At 65.3% G+C, this 18,562-nt stretch carries 13 protein-coding genes and 1 tRNA gene; 2 read left to right on the top strand and 12 right to left on the bottom strand.

What is annotated here, in order from left to right; translation table 11 throughout:
- Positions 1-62 precede the first annotated feature (62 nt).
- The 7 genes from WMN78_RS10290 to WMN78_RS10320 all read right to left on the bottom strand — a co-directional run bounded on the left by WMN78_RS10290 (position 63) and on the right by WMN78_RS10320 (position 10,002).
- Complete coding sequence (locus WMN78_RS10290; RefSeq protein WP_340533652.1) at positions 63-2,843, bottom strand: LuxR C-terminal-related transcriptional regulator; 2,781 nt, start codon at positions 2,841-2,843, stop codon at positions 63-65.
- Positions 2,821-5,553, bottom strand: a complete 2,733-nt coding sequence (locus WMN78_RS10295) for a helix-turn-helix transcriptional regulator (protein ID WP_340533653.1) — start codon at positions 5,551-5,553, stop codon at positions 2,821-2,823. The genes WMN78_RS10290 and WMN78_RS10295 overlap by 23 nt, the downstream gene beginning before the upstream one ends.
- 235 nt (positions 5,554-5,788) lie before the next feature.
- Positions 5,789-6,373 carry an aminoacyl-tRNA hydrolase gene (gene pth / locus WMN78_RS10300; RefSeq protein WP_340533654.1) on the bottom strand — a complete coding sequence of 195 codons (585 nt, stop codon included), beginning with the start codon at positions 6,371-6,373 and terminating at the stop codon, positions 5,789-5,791.
- A gap of 93 nt (positions 6,374-6,466) precedes the next feature.
- A complete protein-coding gene (locus WMN78_RS10305) occupies positions 6,467-7,066 on the bottom strand; it encodes a 50S ribosomal protein L25/general stress protein Ctc (RefSeq protein ID WP_340533655.1) in 600 nt (199 codons plus the stop codon).
- A gap of 268 nt (positions 7,067-7,334) precedes the next feature.
- The gene (locus WMN78_RS10310) at positions 7,335-8,315 is read right to left on the bottom strand and encodes a ribose-phosphate diphosphokinase (RefSeq protein ID WP_305940211.1); all 981 of its coding nucleotides are present in this window, start codon (positions 8,313-8,315) and stop codon (positions 7,335-7,337) included.
- Positions 8,312-9,838, bottom strand: coding sequence for a bifunctional UDP-N-acetylglucosamine diphosphorylase/glucosamine-1-phosphate N-acetyltransferase GlmU (gene glmU, locus WMN78_RS10315; RefSeq protein WP_340533656.1), 1,527 nt, complete (start codon positions 9,836-9,838; stop codon positions 8,312-8,314). Before glmU ends, WMN78_RS10310 begins: the two co-directional genes overlap by 4 nt.
- Positions 9,839-9,930: 92 nt before the next feature.
- A tRNA-Gln gene (locus tag WMN78_RS10320) sits at positions 9,931-10,002 on the bottom strand.
- A 200-nt stretch (positions 10,003-10,202) separates the two neighbouring features.
- Between WMN78_RS10320 and WMN78_RS10325 the strand changes: the two genes are divergently transcribed.
- The gene (locus WMN78_RS10325; RefSeq protein WP_340533681.1) at positions 10,203-10,802 is read left to right on the top strand and encodes a TetR/AcrR family transcriptional regulator; all 600 of its coding nucleotides are present in this window, start codon (positions 10,203-10,205) and stop codon (positions 10,800-10,802) included.
- A gap of 108 nt (positions 10,803-10,910) precedes the next feature.
- Here the strand turns inward: WMN78_RS10325 and WMN78_RS10330 are convergent, their stop codons facing one another.
- The 5 genes from WMN78_RS10330 to WMN78_RS10350 form a co-directional block, all read right to left on the bottom strand.
- Complete coding sequence (locus tag WMN78_RS10330) at positions 10,911-12,737, bottom strand: ABC-F family ATP-binding cassette domain-containing protein (RefSeq protein WP_340533657.1); 1,827 nt, start codon at positions 12,735-12,737, stop codon at positions 10,911-10,913.
- A gap of 54 nt (positions 12,738-12,791) precedes the next feature.
- Positions 12,792-13,754: a 4-(cytidine 5'-diphospho)-2-C-methyl-D-erythritol kinase gene (locus WMN78_RS10335; protein WP_340533658.1), complete on the bottom strand. Its 963-nt coding sequence runs from the start codon at positions 13,752-13,754 to the stop codon at positions 12,792-12,794.
- Positions 13,755-13,836: 82 nt separating this feature from the next.
- Positions 13,837-14,724, bottom strand: coding sequence for a 16S rRNA (adenine(1518)-N(6)/adenine(1519)-N(6))-dimethyltransferase RsmA (gene rsmA / locus WMN78_RS10340; RefSeq protein WP_340533659.1), 888 nt, complete (start codon positions 14,722-14,724; stop codon positions 13,837-13,839).
- Positions 14,725-14,905: 181 nt separating this feature from the next.
- Complete coding sequence (locus tag WMN78_RS10345) at positions 14,906-16,087, bottom strand: ubiquitin-like domain-containing protein (protein WP_340533660.1); 1,182 nt, start codon at positions 16,085-16,087, stop codon at positions 14,906-14,908.
- Between the two features lie 270 nt (positions 16,088-16,357).
- Positions 16,358-17,245: a TatD family hydrolase gene (locus WMN78_RS10350; RefSeq protein WP_340533661.1), complete on the bottom strand. Its 888-nt coding sequence runs from the start codon at positions 17,243-17,245 to the stop codon at positions 16,358-16,360.
- Between the two features lie 187 nt (positions 17,246-17,432).
- Here WMN78_RS10350 and WMN78_RS10355 point away from each other — a divergent pair, with 187 nt between their 5' ends.
- On the top strand, positions 17,433-18,551 hold the full coding sequence (locus WMN78_RS10355) for a MoxR family ATPase (protein WP_340533662.1): 1,119 nt from the start codon (positions 17,433-17,435) through the stop codon (positions 18,549-18,551).
- Positions 18,552-18,562 lie beyond the last annotated feature (11 nt).

Below are 18,562 nucleotides of genomic sequence, written 5' to 3' on the forward strand. Positions count from 1 at the left end.
ACAAGTCGCTGCGGCGTACGGGTCCAGCTCCGGCTCCGGGTAGTACCCGGCTGTCCAGGTACTCACGTCACGGGTGGTTTCGTAGTTGGCACTCCCGGGTCCTCTGCAAGTCCCGCGGCCGCGGCCAGCTCATCACGTCCTGCGATCCCAAGCTTGAGGTAGCAACGATAAAGGTGGCCCTCCACCGTGCGGACAGAGATTTGCAGCTTGTCTGCGATCATTCGGTCGCTGAGCCCCGTTGCCGCCAGTCCAACAATGTTCCGCTCACGCTTGGTCAGGATGGGAGCCACCGTGTCCGGCTGGGCTTCACTGCCGGCCTGGCCCAGCTCTTCGTTACACCTCGCGACGCCGGCGCGTGCCAACGCCGCCAGCTCCCGGTTACGGCTCCGGTCCAATGAGGCCAGCGCGGCCGCATACGCCTCCGAGGCCAACTGGAAAACCGAGGCAGCTGCCAGGGCGTCCCCCGCGCGAAGGTAGAGTTCGGCACTGCCACTGGAGAGGGCCCCACAGTACTCCGCCAGGGCCGCCGCCCAGGCGCCTTCCACTGAGCCGGCAAGCTCCTGCAGCCGCTCGAGCCTGGTGGTGTCGCCAAGGCCGAGTGCCATGGCAAGGGCGTTCAGCTCCAGGAATGAGGCATCCTGTTGCGCGGCTTCCTCAGCACTCCGGTGCAGCGCTGCGAGGCCGGATCCATCCCCGGCCAGGTGTTCTTCACCGGCGGCCAGGAAATCCCGGGCAAAAGCCGTGACCAGGTGCATACCGCGCTCGCCCCACGCCTCGTAGTCCGACTTCAGCCTGTCGGCCTCCGTTTTGAGGCCCTGGGCGGCCGCCACGTAGAAGGCCATGGCCGCGCAGAACCGGAACATCTGCTGGGGATCACTGTCGCGCAGGGCCTCAAGCCCGGTGGTCAGCAGCTCCAGGGCATCGGCGAGCTTTCCCTGCCGCACGGCAATGTAGCCCATGACAACGTAGGCGGCGCCGCTGAATGAAACCATGGCGGAGCCGAAGGACGTCTCCGAATAGCCGTCCAGGAGCTGTTGCGCCTCCGCCCATTCACCGGCCGCCAGATCGCACGCGACTAGTCGGACAATGATGAACTCGGGGAGGAAGAAGATGTCGTTGTCGGGAGGCTGTGCCTGGCCGTAGGCCTCCATGGCAAGCTGGCGACCCTGTAGGGGATATCCCAGTGCGCACAGCCGCTCGGCCTGCAGCGCCAGCGCCATGGACCTGGTGAGGGCTCCGTCGGGTTCCCCGGCCCACCCGCCGGCTTCCAGCAGTTCATCCAGCAGGGGGCCCATCTGCCGGTAATCGCCGGCGAGCGAGTACGCCATGAGTTCCACCAGGGACGCCCTGCGCGCTGTGACCCTGAGGATGGCACCCGAGTCCGCGGGCTTGGCCGCAGCCTCTTCCTGGCCCCACTGGCGCAGGTGGCGGGCATCCTCTGCGATATCCGAGGCGGGGTGCCCGAGTGCGGTCCGGGTGGCGGACCTCAGCAGGCTGTTCACCGCCATATGCACGAGACCGTTTCCCGCGTCGACGTTGACGTTCAAAAGGGCGGCTGCTTCGTTGTAGTGTCCAAGGTTGTAGTGCGAGCGGGCCATCACGGCCCGCGCTGTCTGTTGCAGTTCGGGATCCCGCACGGCCCAGGCGATGCGCAGGGCCGTTTCACTCTGGAAGAGCTTGCAGGCCAGCACAGCGGCCCGGATCAGCAGGCGGCCCGGCACTTCTGCCCCGCAGTCCAGGGACCAGGAAACTATCCGGAGCAGTGACTCCGGTTTGTCGACGGAGATCTCCATCCGGGACACGAGTTCCTTGTGCAGCTGCAGGCTTCGGGCGGCGGGAACGATCCGGCGCAGGACCTCCCCGTAGACCGGGCTGACCAGCCGGAGCGTTGGCTCGCTGTCCACCGACTGGACCACGAGCCGCTGGTCCAGCAGTTCCTTGACGGCAGGCTCGCCCGCGATCTCCCCCACGAGTGTTCTGTCCACGGGTTCTGCCAGCGCGATGAGGTTCAGCGCCTCCCGGCCGTCGGCCGATATACGCATGAGCTGGACCTTCACGACGCCGGTGAGCTCCAGGGTGCGGACGTGGGATGAGCCCGCGTTGAGCCATACCCCATTGCGCTGGACAAGGTCACCGGAACGCTGGGCCTCGCGGACCAGGGTCTTGAGCAGCAGGGTGTTCCCTCCCGCCTCCTGCCAGTATTCACGCGAGGTGCTGTTGAGGACTTTGCCTTGGAGCAACGCTTCGCAGAGATGATGTCCCTGTTCCATGGTCAGCGGGGCAATATCGAATCGTTCGGCCGTGCCGTCGTGCCAGAGCCGGAGCAGCGGCTGGGGTATGCCGGGCCGCGGAATGCACGTGGCGACGAGTTTGGCCCAGCCGGCCTGGACAAGCTCGGCAATCATCTCGGCTGTGGCGGTGTCGAGGTCATGGGCGTCGTCGACCAGCAGCAGGGCGGGTCCCGGACTGTTCCTGCCTTTTTCGAGGTGCGACCACAACGCCCGCAGCACAGCCACCTTGGATGTGACGTCCTCAATGGAGAGGTCAGCCAGGTAGGGGGACAACGCCCCATACGGAACCGGTGCAAGTGACGGGCTTCCGTGCACAGTCATGACGACCTGCCGGCCGTTCCCGGCGTTGTTCAATTGCGCCAACAACGACGACGCTCCCAGCCCGGCGTCGCCCACCACGAAGACTGCCCAGCAGTCATCAGACGCAAGGGCATCTTTGACCGTCGACAACATATCCCCCCGGTCGATCCAGGGTTCATCAGCATTCTGCCGCCGGGTCCCGGCGCGCGACCGCCCCGAAGCCTTCCCGTCAGACTTGAGCGGATCCTTCAAGCTCACTCCTCGATGAAATCCCCATTTTCGTGAAGATCTGGTAGAGATGGCCTTCCACAGTACGTATGGAAAGCTGCAGCCGGTTGGCGACCTCCTTGTTGCTCAATCCCTGGCTTGCCATCCTGGCAACCTGCCGTTCCCGTTCTGTCAGTTCCGGTCCTACCGTATGCGGCATGAGCGGCAGCACAGGGAGCGTCTCCACGAGGCGGTCCAGACGATGCTGGGCTGCCCGCGCGGATTGGGAGTCCCCCTTTTCCCTGGCGATGTCCAGCGCCAGCACCACGCATCTGGATTCCACCGCGTCGAGATGGAGTTCGTGGGCCAGTGACGCCGCCTCGAGCAGGACCTTGGAGTCCTTCTTTCTGCTCCCCTCCCCGACCAGCCGGTTGACGCTGGCCATTTTCCCTTGCCGACGGGAGGAAATCTCGGTCAGCAGGACCAGTTCTTCCTCCGTTCCATGCACGGTAGCACCGAACAGGCTGATGGAGGCAGTGGTTGTCCGTCCCTTGGAAATATCCTCGTGGGCGGACTCGATCAGCTTCTGCTTGGCGCCCGGATCCTTGAGCCACCGCTTGGCCATCCGCACGCAGAAGTCAGCCATCCAGGAGGTGAACCAGGCGACGTGCTGCTCCTCCTGGGCAGCCAGATCCAGGAAGTTGCGGGATTCCTGGATGTCACCGGCCTGGGCATAGGCGAAGGCCAGCGCGGAACAGGCCAGTGCCGGTCCGTAATAACTCCGTCTGATTTCCAGCTGGGCCTGGGCACCTAGCAGGGTGTCGATGGCGAGGTCGGCCCGGCCGGCATAGGTGTAGGCCACACCGAGCGCAAGTTCGGCCGCCCCGCCGAGATACTGCATGATTTTGGGCTTCTGGTCCAGGGCTTCGGTCAGTATCCTGACGCAGTCCTCCCATTGGCCGCTGCAGAGCAGGGCAGCAAACAGGCCTTCAGCCTGCCAGCCCAGCATTCCGGGCACCACGTTGGTCTGCTCCGTCCGGTGCCGTATCTCGGCTGCAAGGGCAATGGCATCCGCTTCCCTGCCCAGGATTGCCCAGGCCATGGTCAGCAGGCAGGCGCAGTTGAGGACATACAGCGGATCGCCGTCTTCCTTGTATGCCCGCTCCAGGTCTTCGGCAACGGCTGCGTAGTCGCCCTGGTGGACCATCTGCTCGAACTCGGCGAGCCTGATCAGCTCATGCGCACGGACAAAGTCGGCAGGCGTTTCATTGCCGATGGATGCCCTCTCGCGCCGGGCCAACTCCTGCCGGGCCGCCAAAAGCATGCCCCCGATCCGGCTGTATCCTCCGTGGACCCATAGCAGCGCACTGCAGAAGTCCTGCACGTAGCCCGCGTACGCGGTGGCGGGAAGTTCAGACAGCTGCTCGGGCGTGACTTCCTCCAGGACTGCCACTGCCGATTCGTGTTCTGCCAGGGTCATGTAGGCGGCCGCACGCTGCCGGGCTGCCTCAGCCCAGTGCGGGTCTCCGACGTGGATCTGCGCCAAGGACTCCAGGGCGAACACCGGGTCGAACAGCCGGTTCGCCGCAGCAGCCGCGGCCAGCGCAAACGCCGGCTCCACGGGCTCACCGCAGTCAAGTGTCCACGCCACGTAGCCGAGGAGCTCTTCGACATCCATCTCCGCAGGCGTTGCACCCACAACCCTCGCCACGAGCTGGTGGAGCTCCTTGCGCCGCGGGAGGTCCATCCAGCCCCGGATGACCTCGCCCACATATTCGTCCTTCAGGCTCACCCAGCGACGGCCCGTCTCACCTACGTGCAGGTATCCGGCCTTTTCCAGGTCGGCAACGACTGCCGGGTCCAGGACGTCGAGGAGGACGAACAAGGGGACCCTGCGGATCAGGGCCAGCCATTCCAGCCCCTCTTTGACCTTGGGCGTCTCGCGGGACAGCCGCGACCTGACCAGGTCCACCAGGGCGTCGGCCTCCGCGAGGTTGATACCGCCGCGGAGCGCCCAGACTTTTCCGGCAAGGTGGAGGTTGCCCGAACGAAGCTGCTCAATAACAATCGCCTGGAGAACCAGCGGATTTCCGCCACTCGCGGCATAAAGAGAACTGGCCGCGGTGGCAGTCACCGGGCGCCCCAGGACTCCGGCCAGCAATTTGCTCACTTCCGGCCGGGTGAAGACCTCCAGCCGGACTTCCTCGAGTGAATCATTGCGGAGGAGCCGGATCAGATCCTCGGGCATGTCCGTGACGTTCCGGACGGTGACCATGAGCTTTGCGGCGCCGCTCAGGATGAGGTGCATCAGGACTGCGGTGCTCATGCTGTCGATGGCCGGCAGGTCCTCGAGCACCACCAGGACAGGACGTCCGGCGGCGTCCTCACGGATGAGCCGGGAGATTCCGTGGACAATCTCGCCGGGCGATTCCAGCACATGGCCGGGAAGCCGGGCAACGAGAAACGCCAGTTGGCCGAAGGGAATGGCGGGATCGGTGGTAGTTCCGTGCAGGTGGATGACATGCATCTTTCCCACCAGCTGGGATTCCACCGCCCGTGCAAAGGTGGACTTGCCGACGCCCTGCGCACCGACTACGACGACGCCATGGAGATCTTTGTCGCCAAGGCTTGATAGGACGGACGCCTGAAGGTCCTGCCTGACCAAAGACGACCACTTACGACGCTCTGAGGCTCCCATGCCCCGGCGTTCAGTCTCCAGCAGTCCCCCATGTTCAGAGCCTGGTGATGCAAGCACGATCGATCACGCTACCTTCGTGGCTCGAGCTGATGCGACTTGGCTGAGCCGTCGGGTGTTTAGTTTTCCGATGCCGCCAAACGAGGCAACAAGGCCTTGAATGTGAAAATTACCATAGCAGGTATGGCTAAACAATTAGGCCGCTTTTTTGCAATTGGTTAACCAATTGCGTTGCACTAACCGTGACCAGTCCCCCACCCGCAGGTTACCCTCTCACAGCGGTTTTAGGGCAACGTTACTGAAGTGCCGTGTGATATTTCTGCTGTGCGGCCGCGAGGCCGTCCCTGACTACGGTCTCCACCGCATCGGCGGCATCATCCAGGAGGAAAGGCAGTTCCTTCTTTTCGGTGGTGGCGAAGTCCTTCAGGACGAAGTCGGCGGTGTCCATCCGCCCCGGCGGCCGGCCCACCCCGACGCGGACCCTGAGGTACTCCTTGGTGGCCAGGGCTTTCGAAATGTCCCGCAGGCCGTTGTGTCCGCCCTCGCCACCGCCGATCTTTAGCTTGACGGTATTAAAGGGAATGTCGATTTCGTCATGGACCGCCACGACGTGTTCCGGATCAATATCGTAGAACTTCGCCAGGGCAGATACCGGTCCGCCCGAGACGTTCATGTAGCTCATCGGCTTAGCCAGGACAACGCGGGGTCCCCCGATTCCGAGGCGGCCCTCCAGCACGTGGGCGCGGGCCTTGTGCACTTTGAAACTGCCGCCCGCCCGGCGCGCCAGTTCATCCAGCACCATCTGGCCGACGTTGTGCCGGTTGTTGCTGTATTCGGCGCCGGGGTTGCCAAGGCCTACGATCAGCCAGGTGTCAGTCATGCGTCAATCCTAGGGTTAATTACAAACGGGCTTTAACACGGCAGTGGCCGGGCCCCTACGGGGACCCGGCCACGCGAAACGGGAGGCCGCGAATTACTCGGCTGCAGCCTCGGATGCCTCGGCTGTTGCGTCCTCGGAAGCCTCTTCCTCGGTGACCTCGGTGGCCTCGGAGATGTTGACGACCAGGGATTCCGGGTCAGCCAGCAGGACGGAGCCCTTCGGGAGGACCAGGTCGGAGGCGTGGATGTGCTCGCCGGCGGCGCGGCCTTCGATGCTGACCTCGACGGCGGTGGGCAGGTGCGTCGCCTCGGCCTCGAGGGAAACAACCGTCATTTCCTGGTTGTAGACGTTGCCCGGAGCAAGCTCACCGGTGACGTGGACGGGAACGTCCACGGTGACCTTCTCGCCCGTGCGGACGGTCAGGAGGTCGAGGTGCTCGATGATCTGCTTGATCGGGTTGCGCTGGATGTCCTTGACGAGCGCGAGGTGCTTTTCGCCGTTGATGTCCAGGGTCAGCAGGGCGTTGGCAACGCGGACGGCCAGCGTGGTGGCCTTGGCCGGCAGGGTGATGTGGATCGGGTCTGCGCCGTGGCCGTAGATGACGGCCGGGATGAGGTTGGCCATGCGTGCGCGGCGGGCGAAGCCCTTGCCGAATTCGGTGCGTACTTCTGCTGCGAGCTTCTGCTCAGACATGAATATCTCCTTGAAATCTAAACGGTGTTCAGCAAGGGCGGAGGTCTGTTTGCGACCTTCAACGCCGGGCGGCCCGTGGCCGGCCCTTCAAGAAGGGAGATTCAGACCCAGTCGATAACGGAGACCTGCACCGGTTGCCGTTTATACGGCTCTCCGGTGCTCTCCCTCGCCAAGGTATCGTTGAACAGCTTACCAGCGTCGGGCCCTGTTACTGAAAACGGGGCCCAACGCCGGCGGGGTCTATCGGTAAAGCCCGGCAGTGCGGACGTCAGGCGTTGCCGTCGAAAAGGCTGGTGACGGAGCCGTCGTCGAACACTTCGCGGATGGCGCGTGCAATCAACGGTGCGATGGACAGCACCGTCAGTTGCGGGAAGCGCTTGTCAGCCGAAATGGGAAGCGTGTCGGTGACCACCACTTCGCGGGCGCCCGACTCGGCCAGCCGGCGGGCCGCCGGGTCGGAGAAGACTGCGTGGGTCGCCGCGATGATGACGTCCTTGGCGCCGGCGTTCTTCAGCACCTGGACGGCGCCGGAAATGGTTCCGCCGGTGTCGATCATGTCGTCGATCAGGACACAGGTGCGCCCTTCGATCTGGCCCACGACGGTCTTGGAGACAGCCTGGTTCGGAACCGTGAGGTCACGGCTCTTGTGGACAAACGCCAACGGGGCACCGCCGAGACGCTCCGCCCACTGTTCTGCCACACGGACTCGGCCCGTATCCGGCGAGACCACGGTGATGTTGTCCGCTGCGACCCGGGTGCGGATGTAGTCAGCCAGCAACGGGATGGCCATGAGGTGGTCCACGGGGCCGTCGAAGAATCCCTGGATCTGTGACGTGTGCAGGTCGACGCTCATGATGCGGTCCGCGCCGGCGGTCTTGTACAGGTCGGCCACCAGGCGGGCCGAAATCGGCTCGCGGCCGCGGCCCTTCTTGTCCTGGCGGGAGTAGGGGTAGAAGGGCGAAACCACGGTGATGCGCTTGGCGGATGCCCGCTTCAGCGAATCAATCATGATCAACTGCTCCATGAGGTGGTTGTTCAGCGGCGCCGGGTGCGCCTGGATCACGAAGGCGTCGGTGCCGCGGACGCTTTCCCCGGCGCGCACGTAGATTTCCCCGTTGGCAAAATCGTAGGCATCCACCGGCAGCAGTTCCGTACCCAGCTCCTTGGCGATCTCCCGCGCAAGCTCGGGGTGTGCCCGCCCAGCGGCGAGAACCAGTTTCTTCTCGCCGCGTGCCGTAATTTCGGTCATGATTGCGTGCCTTCTTCTGTAGATGCCGGGGTACTTGAGGAAACCTGGGACGGCTGGGCCGCTGCCGTTTCGCTGACCGGCGCCGTTGCCCCCGCGGCTTCGGCCAGTACTGCTGAGATGGAGCCCGGCCGGTGCGAGACGACCCAGCCTTCCGAGTTACGCTGCTTGGCCACCGAGATGGCCAGCGCGCCGGCCGGCACGTCCTGGCGGATCACTGCGCCGGCGCCGCTGTAGGCGCCGTCGCCCACCTTGACCGGAGCAACGAAAACCGTGTTGGAACCCGTACGCACGCCGGAGCCGATCACCGTGCGGTGCTTGTTCTCACCGTCGTAATTGGCTGTGATGTTGCCACAGCCGATGTTGGTGTCCTCGCCGATCTCCGCGTCGCCGGCGTAGCCGAGGTGCGACAGCTTCGAACCGCGGCCGATCGTTACGTTTTTCGTCTCGTAGAAGGCGCCGATCTTTCCGGTCTCACCCAGCACGGTTCCCGGGCGGAGGTAGGTAAACGGCCCGACGCTGGCGTTCGCCCCGATCGTGGCGCCGGAACCGTGCGTCCGGGTCACCTTGGCGCCTTCGGCCACAGTGACGTCGGTCAGCGTGGTGTCGGGGCCGACGACGGCGTCCCCCGCCACCGTCGTTGCGCCGTGCAGCTGGGTATTGGGCAGGATCCGGACGTCCGCTGCCAGCGTCACCGTGGAGTCGATCCAGGTGGTGGAAGGGTCCACCACCGTGACGCCGGCACGCATCCAGGCTTCGACGGTGCGTCGGTTGTGTTCGGCTCCCAGTGCGGAGAGCTGGACGCGGTCGTTGGCGCCTTCCACCTGCCAGCGGTCGGTGGTGACCACGGCGGCCACCCGCCCACCGGCGGAACGGGCAAGCCCCAGTACGTCGGTGAGGTACATCTCGCCCTGCGCGTTGTCCGTGGTGACGTGAGCCAACGCGTCGCGCAGGACGGAGGCGTCGAACGCGTAGATCCCCGAATTGATTTCGCGTATTTCGCGTTCCTCGTCCGAGGCGTCCTTGTGCTCACGGATGCCGGTGACGGTGCCGTCGGCCGCGCGGAGGATGCGGCCGTAGCCGGCGGCGTCGTCCAGGACGGCGGTCAGAACGGTGACGGCGTTGCGTTCGTGTTCGTGGATCAGGACCAGTTCGGCAAGCAGTTCCGCCGAGAGCAGGGGCACGTCGCCGTACGTCACCACTACGGTGCCGTCGAGCGGACCACCGGCGTCGAGGGCTTCGAGCGCCGCCTGCACCGCGCGGCCCGTGCCGGGGACCTCATCCTGGTCAACGATCAGGGCTGCGGGATCGAGCGAGGACACGTGCGCTGCCACAAGGTCGCGCTCGTGGCGGACCACAATGGCCAGCTGCCGGGGATCGATGGTGCGGGCGGCACGCAGAGCGTGGCCGACCAACGACAGGCCGCCGATTTCGTGGAGGATCTTAGGGGTACGGGACTTCATCCGGGTACCGGCACCTGCAGCTAGGACGATGACGGCGGCGGGGCCGGTTGTCTCGGGGCTCACGTACAGGCTCTCCTTGCTTGGTGGATCTCAGTTGCGCGCACTTTCACACCTTGCCGGCCTGTTACGGATACGTCACCCGTCAACAGCGGCAGTTCCGCCCATAGGATTCGAACCTATACTCCACGGCTCCAAAGGCCGGGGTGCTGCCATTACACCAGAGCGGACCGTGCCCGGGCCATAGGCCGGTGGCACGAGAACCAATTCTGCCACGAAGGTCGGCGCACGTGCGACTCGGTACCCGCCTGCCAAGGCATTCCCCTTAAGGCATGATGGGACGGTGAGCAAGATCAACGGTGCGCCCGACGGTGCCGGAAACCATCCAGGCAGGCCCGTCAGGGCTCCCGGATACGTGCCCCGCCTCCGCATGACCGGGGCGCAGCGGCGCTCACAGCTGGTCGAAATCGGACGCGGGCTTTTCGCGATCCGGGGGCTGGACGGCACCACGATCGAAGAGATTGCCGCTGCTGCCGGCGTCTCGAAGCCCGTGATCTACGAGCACTTCGGATCCAAGGAAGGCCTCTACACCCAAGTGGTGGAGCATGAATTCCGGATCCTGCTGGCAGCCATCAACGACGCCCTCACGGACGAAGCCAAGCCACGGGTCCAGGTGGAGCGGGCTGCCCTGGCGCTGCTGACCTACATCGAGGACCGCACCGACGGCTTCCGGATCCTCATGCGCGACGCCCCGCCGTCGCAGCCCGAAGGCGCATTTTCCACCCTGCTCTCGCACGTCACTGCCCGGGTGGAGCACATCCTGTCCGACGAGTTCGCCCGGCGCGGCTTCAGCGCGGCCGACGGCGCCATGTACGCCCAGATGCTCGTGGGCATGGTGGCCATGACCGGGCAGTGGTGGCAGGACAGCCGCACGCCGGACAAGCGCGCCGTGGCTGCGCACCTGGTGAACCTCGCCTGGAACGGCCTCACGGGCCTGCAAAAGGAACCGGAGCTCCGGTCCGAGGCTTAGTGCCGGCCGTCGGGCGAGGCAGTCATCCTATGCGTGCTGCTCCTTCGTCGCTTTGACGCACGCTGCCGGATAACTCCCTCGCCCGCCTTGCTGCTGCTGCCCCGGTTGTTACTCGCCGAGGACTTCCAGGGCTTGGAGCCATTCGAGTTCCAGGGCTTCGCGTTCTTCTGCCAGGGTCTTGAGCTTTTTGTTGAGCTCGGCCATGGCGTCGAAGTCGTTGCCTGCCGTGCTCTTGACCATCTGGGCGTGGATCTTTTCTTCCTGCTGCGTCAGCTTGCCCAACTGGCGGTCGATGCGGTTCTTCGCCTTGCGGGCGTCCCGCTTCTCGGCCTCCGAGGGGCCGGCGGCCGCGGGTGCCGCGCTGCCGCTGGCGCCGATGACAGGATTGCCGCCGCCGGTGATGGTGGAGCCGGCCAGCGCGCCTTCGCGCAGTTCCAGGTACTGGTCGACGCCGCGCGGCAGCGCCCGGATCTTGCCGTCGCCCAGCAACGCCATCTGGTGGTCCGTGACGCGCTCCAGCAGGTAGCGGTCGTGGCTCACCACAACGAGCGTGCCCGGCCAGCCGTCAAGGACATCTTCGACGGCGGCGAGTGTGTCAGTGTCGAGGTCGTTGGTGGGCTCGTCGAGCATCAGCACATTGGGTTCGCCAACAAGCAGGCGCAGAAGCTGGAGCCGCCGGCGTTCGCCACCGGAGAGGTCCTTGACCGGAGTCCACTGCTTCTCGTTGGTGAAGCCCAGCTGTTCCACCAGCTGGCCGGCACTGAATTCCTTGCCGCCCACGTTGAAGGACCGCTTTTCACGCTCGATCACTTCAATGACGCGCAGGTCCTTGACGTCGTCGAGTTCCTTAACCTCCTGGGTCAGTACGGCGGTGACAACCGTCTTGCCGCGCTTGACCTTGCCGGAGGTGGGCTGGATTTCGCCGTTGAGCAGTTTCAGGAGTGTGGTCTTGCCGGCGCCGTTGACGCCGACCAGTCCCAGCCGCTCCCCCGGCGCGAGACGGAGGGTGATGTTGTCGAAGAGCTTCTGCCCGGGGTCGCCGCCGCGGAAGTCCAGTGAAACGTGCTCAAGGTCCAGCACATCCTTGCCCAGTCGAGCCGTGGCCATTTTGCTCAGGGCCATCGAGTCGCGGGGCTCCGGGACGTCGGCAATAAGCGCGTTGGCTGCCTCGATGCGGAACTTCGGCTTGGCCGTCCGGGCCGGGGCGCCGCGGCGCAGCCAGGCAAGTTCCTTCTTGACCAGCTGCTGGCGCTTGCCTTCCATCACCGAGGCCGAACGGTCACGTTCGGCGCGGGCCAGGACGTAGGCCGCGTAGCCGCCCTCGAACGGGTCCATGATCCCGTCGTGGATTTCCCAGGTCTTGTTACAGACTTCGTCGAGGAACCAGCGGTCGTGGGTGACCACCAGGAATGCACCCTGATTGGCCCGCCAGCGGGTCTTCAGGTGGCGGGACAGCCAGGCGACGCCTTCGACGTCGAGGTGGTTGGTGGGCTCATCGAGCATGATCACGTCATGGTCTTCGATCAGCAGCTTCGCCAGGGCCACGCGCCGTTTCTGGCCGCCGGAGAGCGCGTGCACGTTGGCGTGCCAGTCGACGTCGGACACCAGTCCGCCCATGACCTCGCGGATCTGCGGGTTGCGGGCCCACTCGTAGTCAGCCTGGTCGCCGACGATGGCGGCGCCGACCGTCAGGTCGCCGTCGAGCACGTCGCTTTGGTCCAGATAGCCGATGTTCACCTCGCTGCGCTTGGTCACTCGGCCCGAATCGGGGGTGGAGCGCATGGCCAAGAGGCGCATGAGGGTGGACTTGCCGTCGCCGTTGCGGCCCACCATGCCGATCCGGTCGCCCTCTTCAAGGCCGAGGGTAACGCCGTCGAGGACGGTGCGGGTTGCATACGAGACCGTGAGGTTCTCGCCGCCGAGCAGGTGAGCCACTGGGAACTGCTTTCTTCGGTGGAAATTCTAAAAGGGTGAACGGAGTCAAAAGTACTAAAGGAGCGTATCGGAGATGATGCGCGCACCGGGCACCGGCCCGTGGACTGCGAGGGCATTCAGGCCGTGATGGCTGAGTTCCTCGGCGAGGCCGGCAGCCGCAGCGGGACTGTGCGTCAGCAGGGCGACCGTGGGGCCGGAGCCTGAAACAAGACCGGCGATGGCTCCGCACGATTCGCCAAGTCCAAGGGTATCCCGCAGTCCCGGCGCCAGCTCAATGGAGGCCCTCTGTAGGTCGTTGACCAGGACACGGCTGAGCGCATCCGCATCGCCGCTGCGCAACGCCTGCAGGATCTTCGGATCCACGGCGGTGGGTTCTTCCACGGCGACGCCTTCGGCAAGGCGCAGCCGGTCCAGGGTCCGGAACACCTCAGGTGTTGACAGCCCGTAGTCAGCGGTGACCAGGACCCAGTCCATTTGCGCCTTGGCCAGCGCGGGCGACAACTCATCGCCCACCCCCAGCCCGACGGCCGTGCCGCCAAGCAGGGAAAACGGGACGTCGGCGCCGAGTTCTGCCGCCAGATGGGCGAGCTCATCGCGGGACAGCCCGCTGTTCCAGAGGGCGTCGCAGGCCAGCAGCGTGGCTGCTGCGTCGGCTGATCCCCCGCCCATGCCGCCAGCCACAGGGACCCGCTTGGTGATTTCCAGATGGACGCCGGTGGAGTGCTCGGACACGTCGGCCATGATGGCGGCCGCCTTGTACGCGAGGTTCCGTTCGTCGAGCGGGATGTCCACGTCCGCCAGGTCCAGCGTGCTGGCCGGACTGATGCTGACCGTGATGCCTTCGGTGCCGGTGCTGGTGGCGGCTACTTCCTCGTAGAGGGACACCGCCAGGTAGACACTGGCAACGGAATGATAGCCGTCCTCACGCAGCGGGCCCACATCCAGCGAGACGTTGATTTTGCCGGGAGCCTTAACCCGGACCGTCCTCGCGGCAAAGCGCCCTCTCACTGCGTTCATGAGTCCAAGCTATGGCATGGCAGCATCAGGCTCCAAGCATGCGACTCCAAGGAGACGCCCAAGGCGGGAGTGGTCCCGGACCTCAACCTTGCGCGGCCTGGCGGGCTTCGGCAATGCGTGCGAATGCTGCGATGCCGATCACTTCGCCGCGGGCAGTGGGATCGACGCCCGCGGCCAGCAGGCAGCGTTCGGCTTCCGCCGCGCTTCCGGCCCATCCGGCCAAGGCAGCCCGCAGGGTCTTGCGGCGCTGGGCAAAGGCGGCGTCGATCACGGCGAACACCTGTTCGCGGGTTGCCGACGTCACCGGCGGCTCACGGCGGGTGAAGGCCACGAGCCCCGAGTGGATCTTGGGTGCCGGCCAGAAGACGTTCATGCCGATCACGCCAGCCTTGCGCATGCTGCTGTACCAGGCTGCCTTCACCGACGGCACGCCGTACGTCTTGGACCCGGGGCCGGCCGCCAGCCGGTCCGCCACCTCGTCCTGGACCATGACCAGGCCGTGCCGCAGGCTCGGGAAGTGCTGTAGCAGGTGGAGCACCACCGGGACCGCCACGTTGTACGGGAGGTTCGCCACCAGGGCGGTGGGCTCCGCCGGCAGTTCGGTCACTTTCATGGCGTCTGCCAGCACCAGGTGGAAATCTTTGGCGGCTTCGGGCCGCCACTGCTGCACAGTGCCCGGCAGCTTTGCTGCAAGGACAGGGTCAATTTCGACGGCGACAACGGATCTGGCGGCGTCGAGCAATCCGAGCGTCAGGGATCCGAGTCCGGGTCCGACCTCCAGGACCGTCTCATCGGCGTGAATGTCCGCCGCGGCTACGATCCGGCGGATGGTGTTGCCGTCGATCACGAAATTCTGGCCCAGCGTCTTCGTGGGACGGACCCCGATTTCCTCGGCGAGCCGGCGGACATCGGAGGCGCCGAGCAAGGGTGCGGGCGCAGTGCCGGAAGCGGCAGGGGTCGGTTCAGTCACCTAGGTATCCTATCCCGTTGCCTTCGAGCTCCCGCTGGCCCGGGGCGGCAGGGCCTGTGCAGCACTCGGCCGGGGACGGCAAAAGGCCGGGTCCGGTGATCCGGACCCGGCCTTCAAACTTCCGCGGCGGTGGTCGGCTGCCGCGGCAGTCAGCCGCAGTGCCTGCGGGCTGGAATGCCTGCTAGCTGGTCGCTGCCCAGCCGCAGCCCCAGGGCTGGAGGCCGCGCTGCGCGTAAACGCGGTTGGCGATGTCGATCTGCTGGGCCTTTGTTGCGAGGCTGGCGTTGGGTGCGTAGGCCCCGCCGCCGGAGCCGAGCCAGGTTTGGATGTCGAACTGCAGGCCGCCGTAGTAGCCGTTGCCGGAGTTGATGGACCAGTTACCGGTGGATTCGCACTGCGCGATCTTGTCCCACATGGCTTCGTTCATCATGGCGGGAGCCGCTGCACCGGTGTTTGCACCGGCGCTGGCCTCGGCCTTGGGCTTTTCCTTGGTCCCCACGGAAACCTTTTCGGTCACGGGCTGGAGGGACACGGTCTCGGACACGAGGGTCCGTGAGGCTTCGCGGCCGTCCACCAGAACGAGCTTGAAGTTCTTGTCCACCTTGCCGGGGACACCTGCCTGGGTGACTTCCTTCTCGCCCACGAACAGATCGGCGCTTTCGGAACTGAGCGTTTCGAAGGGAACCTCTTCGGTGCTGGTGGCAGTCTTCGAGGAATCCACCCGGGACACCTTGATGGCCATGTCGTTGACGACGTGCGCGTGGCGGGGCTGGGAAAGGCGGTCACCGGCACCGACAGTCACTCCCGCGTCCTTGAGGACTTCGGCCACGGTGGCCGCTGTGGTGGTTGTCTTGGAGGCCTTGCCGTCCGCGAGGATACTGACGGTCTTTGGCGTGGAGATGGAGACGAAAGAACCGGAGACAGCCAGCTGGGCGTCCTTGGGTACGGAGACTTCCGAGGCGCTGGCGACGCCAAGCTCGGTGACCAGGCCTTCGACATTCGCCGAAGTGGTGCTGATCGTTTTCTCTGCCCCGTCGAGGCTGATCTTCACGGCCTTGGCGAGATTGACGTTGATGACCGAGCCATCCTCCACGCGGGCGTCCGCCGACGGGGATACCCGGTCTGCGGGCTGCAGCTCCACCTTGGCACTCTTGACCACTTGGCCCACGGTCCCGCCGAAGGTCTGGACGGAGCTGACTTTCCCGTCCACATTCAGGGTGACTGTCTTGTTGTTGCCTACAAAGGCCACGAGGCCCAGCACGAGTGCAGAGAGCACCACCAGCTGAGCGCCGACCTTGACGAAACTGAACTTACCGTCCGAAGTGAAGAACTTGACCACGATTGCCCGTAACTCTAGGACCATCCGGGCACGGGGAAAAACGCACATCACCCACCGACGCAAACACCCTCAGGGCAACTCCGGACATGGTCCGGATGTTTGCAGCAGACGTGTGCGCCGCCACACTCAGGACTCAATGGACCCGTCGCGAGACGGGCCTGGAACTGAGCGAAATTATCCGAAGGCCTTCCCCGACCCCGGCTAATAGTTATCCACTGTAATCGAAGCGTTATAAAGCATCCAAGATTTGATACATACCTGGTATTCCTGACTGTTCGCTGGGCGGATCCGCTCTTAGTCCCAGGATCCGTATGCCCGCAGGGAATTTTCCGCGATTTGGGAGCACAGCTGTGACAGTTCGACGCCTGTCACATCGGCCATGCTCCGGACTGTATGCGGGATCAGGTAACTGGCATTTGGCCGGCCGCGGAACGGATGGGGAGTCAGGAAGGGCGCATCCGTCTCCACAAGGACCAGGGCGGGGTCGGCAATCACAAGCGCAGCGCGCAGGTTGGCCGCGTTCTTGAACGTCACCGTGCCGGCGAAGGACATGTACCAGCCTTCGTTATTGCACGTACGGGCAAGTTCCTCGTCGCCGGAGAAACAGTGGAACACCACCCCGTCCGGTGCGCCCTCTTCGCGCAGGACCTGCACCACGTCGCCGTGGGCGTCGCGGTCGTGAATCTGCAGCGTGAGGCCGAGCCGCTTGGCGATGTCGATGTGGCGGCGGAACGAGTACCGCTGGTGGCGCAGCCCCTCCCCCTCCGTGCGGAAGAAGTCGAGACCGGTTTCGCCGATGGCCCGGATCCTGGGATGGGCGGCCAACGCTTCGATCTCGGCCAGTGCGTCCTCCAGCTCCCCCCGGGCGGCATACTCCGGTGCGTCATTGGGGTGGATGGCCACCGCGCCGAGCAGCCGCGGGTCCAGGTCAACGGCCTGCACTGTAAACCTGGAGGACTCCAGGTCGCAGCCAACCTGCACCGCTCCCTGCACGCCCACCGACGCGGCAACGTCCAGGGCGGCGGACACGTCCACCGTCACGGCGCTGTTCGGAAAGTCCAGGTGCGTGTGGTTGTCCATCACCGGGACGGGAAGCGGCTCCGGTGCGGGCGGATAGCCGTTCCGGGCGGAGCCGTCGCTTCCGGGCACGCGAAACGGGGCTGGCGTCAACGGGGTGTTCATCCGTCTACCCTAGCCTCCCTGCCCTGGCCCCGGGACACTCCGGAACCTGCCGGGAAATACCGGAACTCTCTGTCAGCTCCGGCAGTTGTGTTAGTAGTCTGGTAGGCATACGGGCGAACGCCCGGCCGGCGGGCGCCGCAGTCCTTGCCAACCCGTGCCAGGCTCCCCCAGGGCTGAAAGGCTGCCGATGGACTCCCACAGACGCACCACAGTAGACGAAGCACTCCCCGAAGGGCAGGGCTTCCCCGGCGGTGCGGGAGTTGTTGGAAACCAGTTCAACGGAACCAGGCCGCCGGCCATGGACGCGCAGGCCTTCCACGCTGCCAGCGAGCGCATCCTGTCGGCCATCAACACGGTAATCGACGGCAAGGCGGAAGCCGCCAAGCTGGCGCTCACTGTGCTTCTGGCCCAGGGACACCTGCTCCTTGAAGATGTTCCCGGTGTAGGAAAAACGCTGCTGGCCAAGACACTGGCCCGCACCATCGACTGTTCCGTCAGCAGGATCCAGTTCACCCCGGACCTCCTGCCCTCCGATGTCACTGGTGTCTCCATCTACAACCAGGCATCACGGCTGTTCGAATTCAGGCCCGGCGCCGTTTTCGCAAATATTGTCATCGGGGACGAAATCAACCGCGCCTCCGCAAAGACCCAGTCCGCCCTGCTGGAATGCATGGAGGAGCACCAGGTCACCGTGGACGGGGACTCCTACAAGCTGGATGAGCCGTTTATGGTGGTGGCCACCCAGAACCCCATCGAGATGGAAGGGACGTATCCGCTGCCGGAGGCGCAGCGGGACCGGTTCATGGCACGGATCTCCATGGGCTACCCGGACCAGGACTCGGAGATCGAGATGCTGGAGACGCACCAGGCGACGTCGCCGCTGAACAGGGTGACCGCCGTCGTCACCTCGGCGGATGTGGCCGCCATGATCGCCACCGTCCAGCGGGTCTACGTGTCGCAGGCAGTCAAGGAGTACACCGTGTCCATCGGGCGCGCCACCCGCGCAAGCGCCATGCTCCGGCTCGGCGCCAGTCCCCGCTCCATGCTGCAGCTGCTGCGGGCGGCGAAGGCAACCGCCGCGCTGGAGGGCCGGGACTTCGTGCTCCCCGACGACGTCGTCAGCGTAGCCGAATCCGTACTGGCCCACCGGATCATCCTTGACCGTAAGGCGGCCAGCACGGGGGAAACTCCGCACAGCGTCATCCGCAGCATCCTGGCGAAGCTTCCGGTGCCGCAGGAGATGAACGCCGCACCGTCCCGGACGCCGGTCACCCGCGGCGGCCCGGACCTGCGGCACGCCCGCTAGCCGAAAGCGCC

Source organism: Arthrobacter oryzae, assembly GCF_037911235.1.
GTDB classification, from domain to species: Bacteria; Actinomycetota; Actinomycetes; order Actinomycetales; family Micrococcaceae; genus Arthrobacter; species Arthrobacter oryzae_E.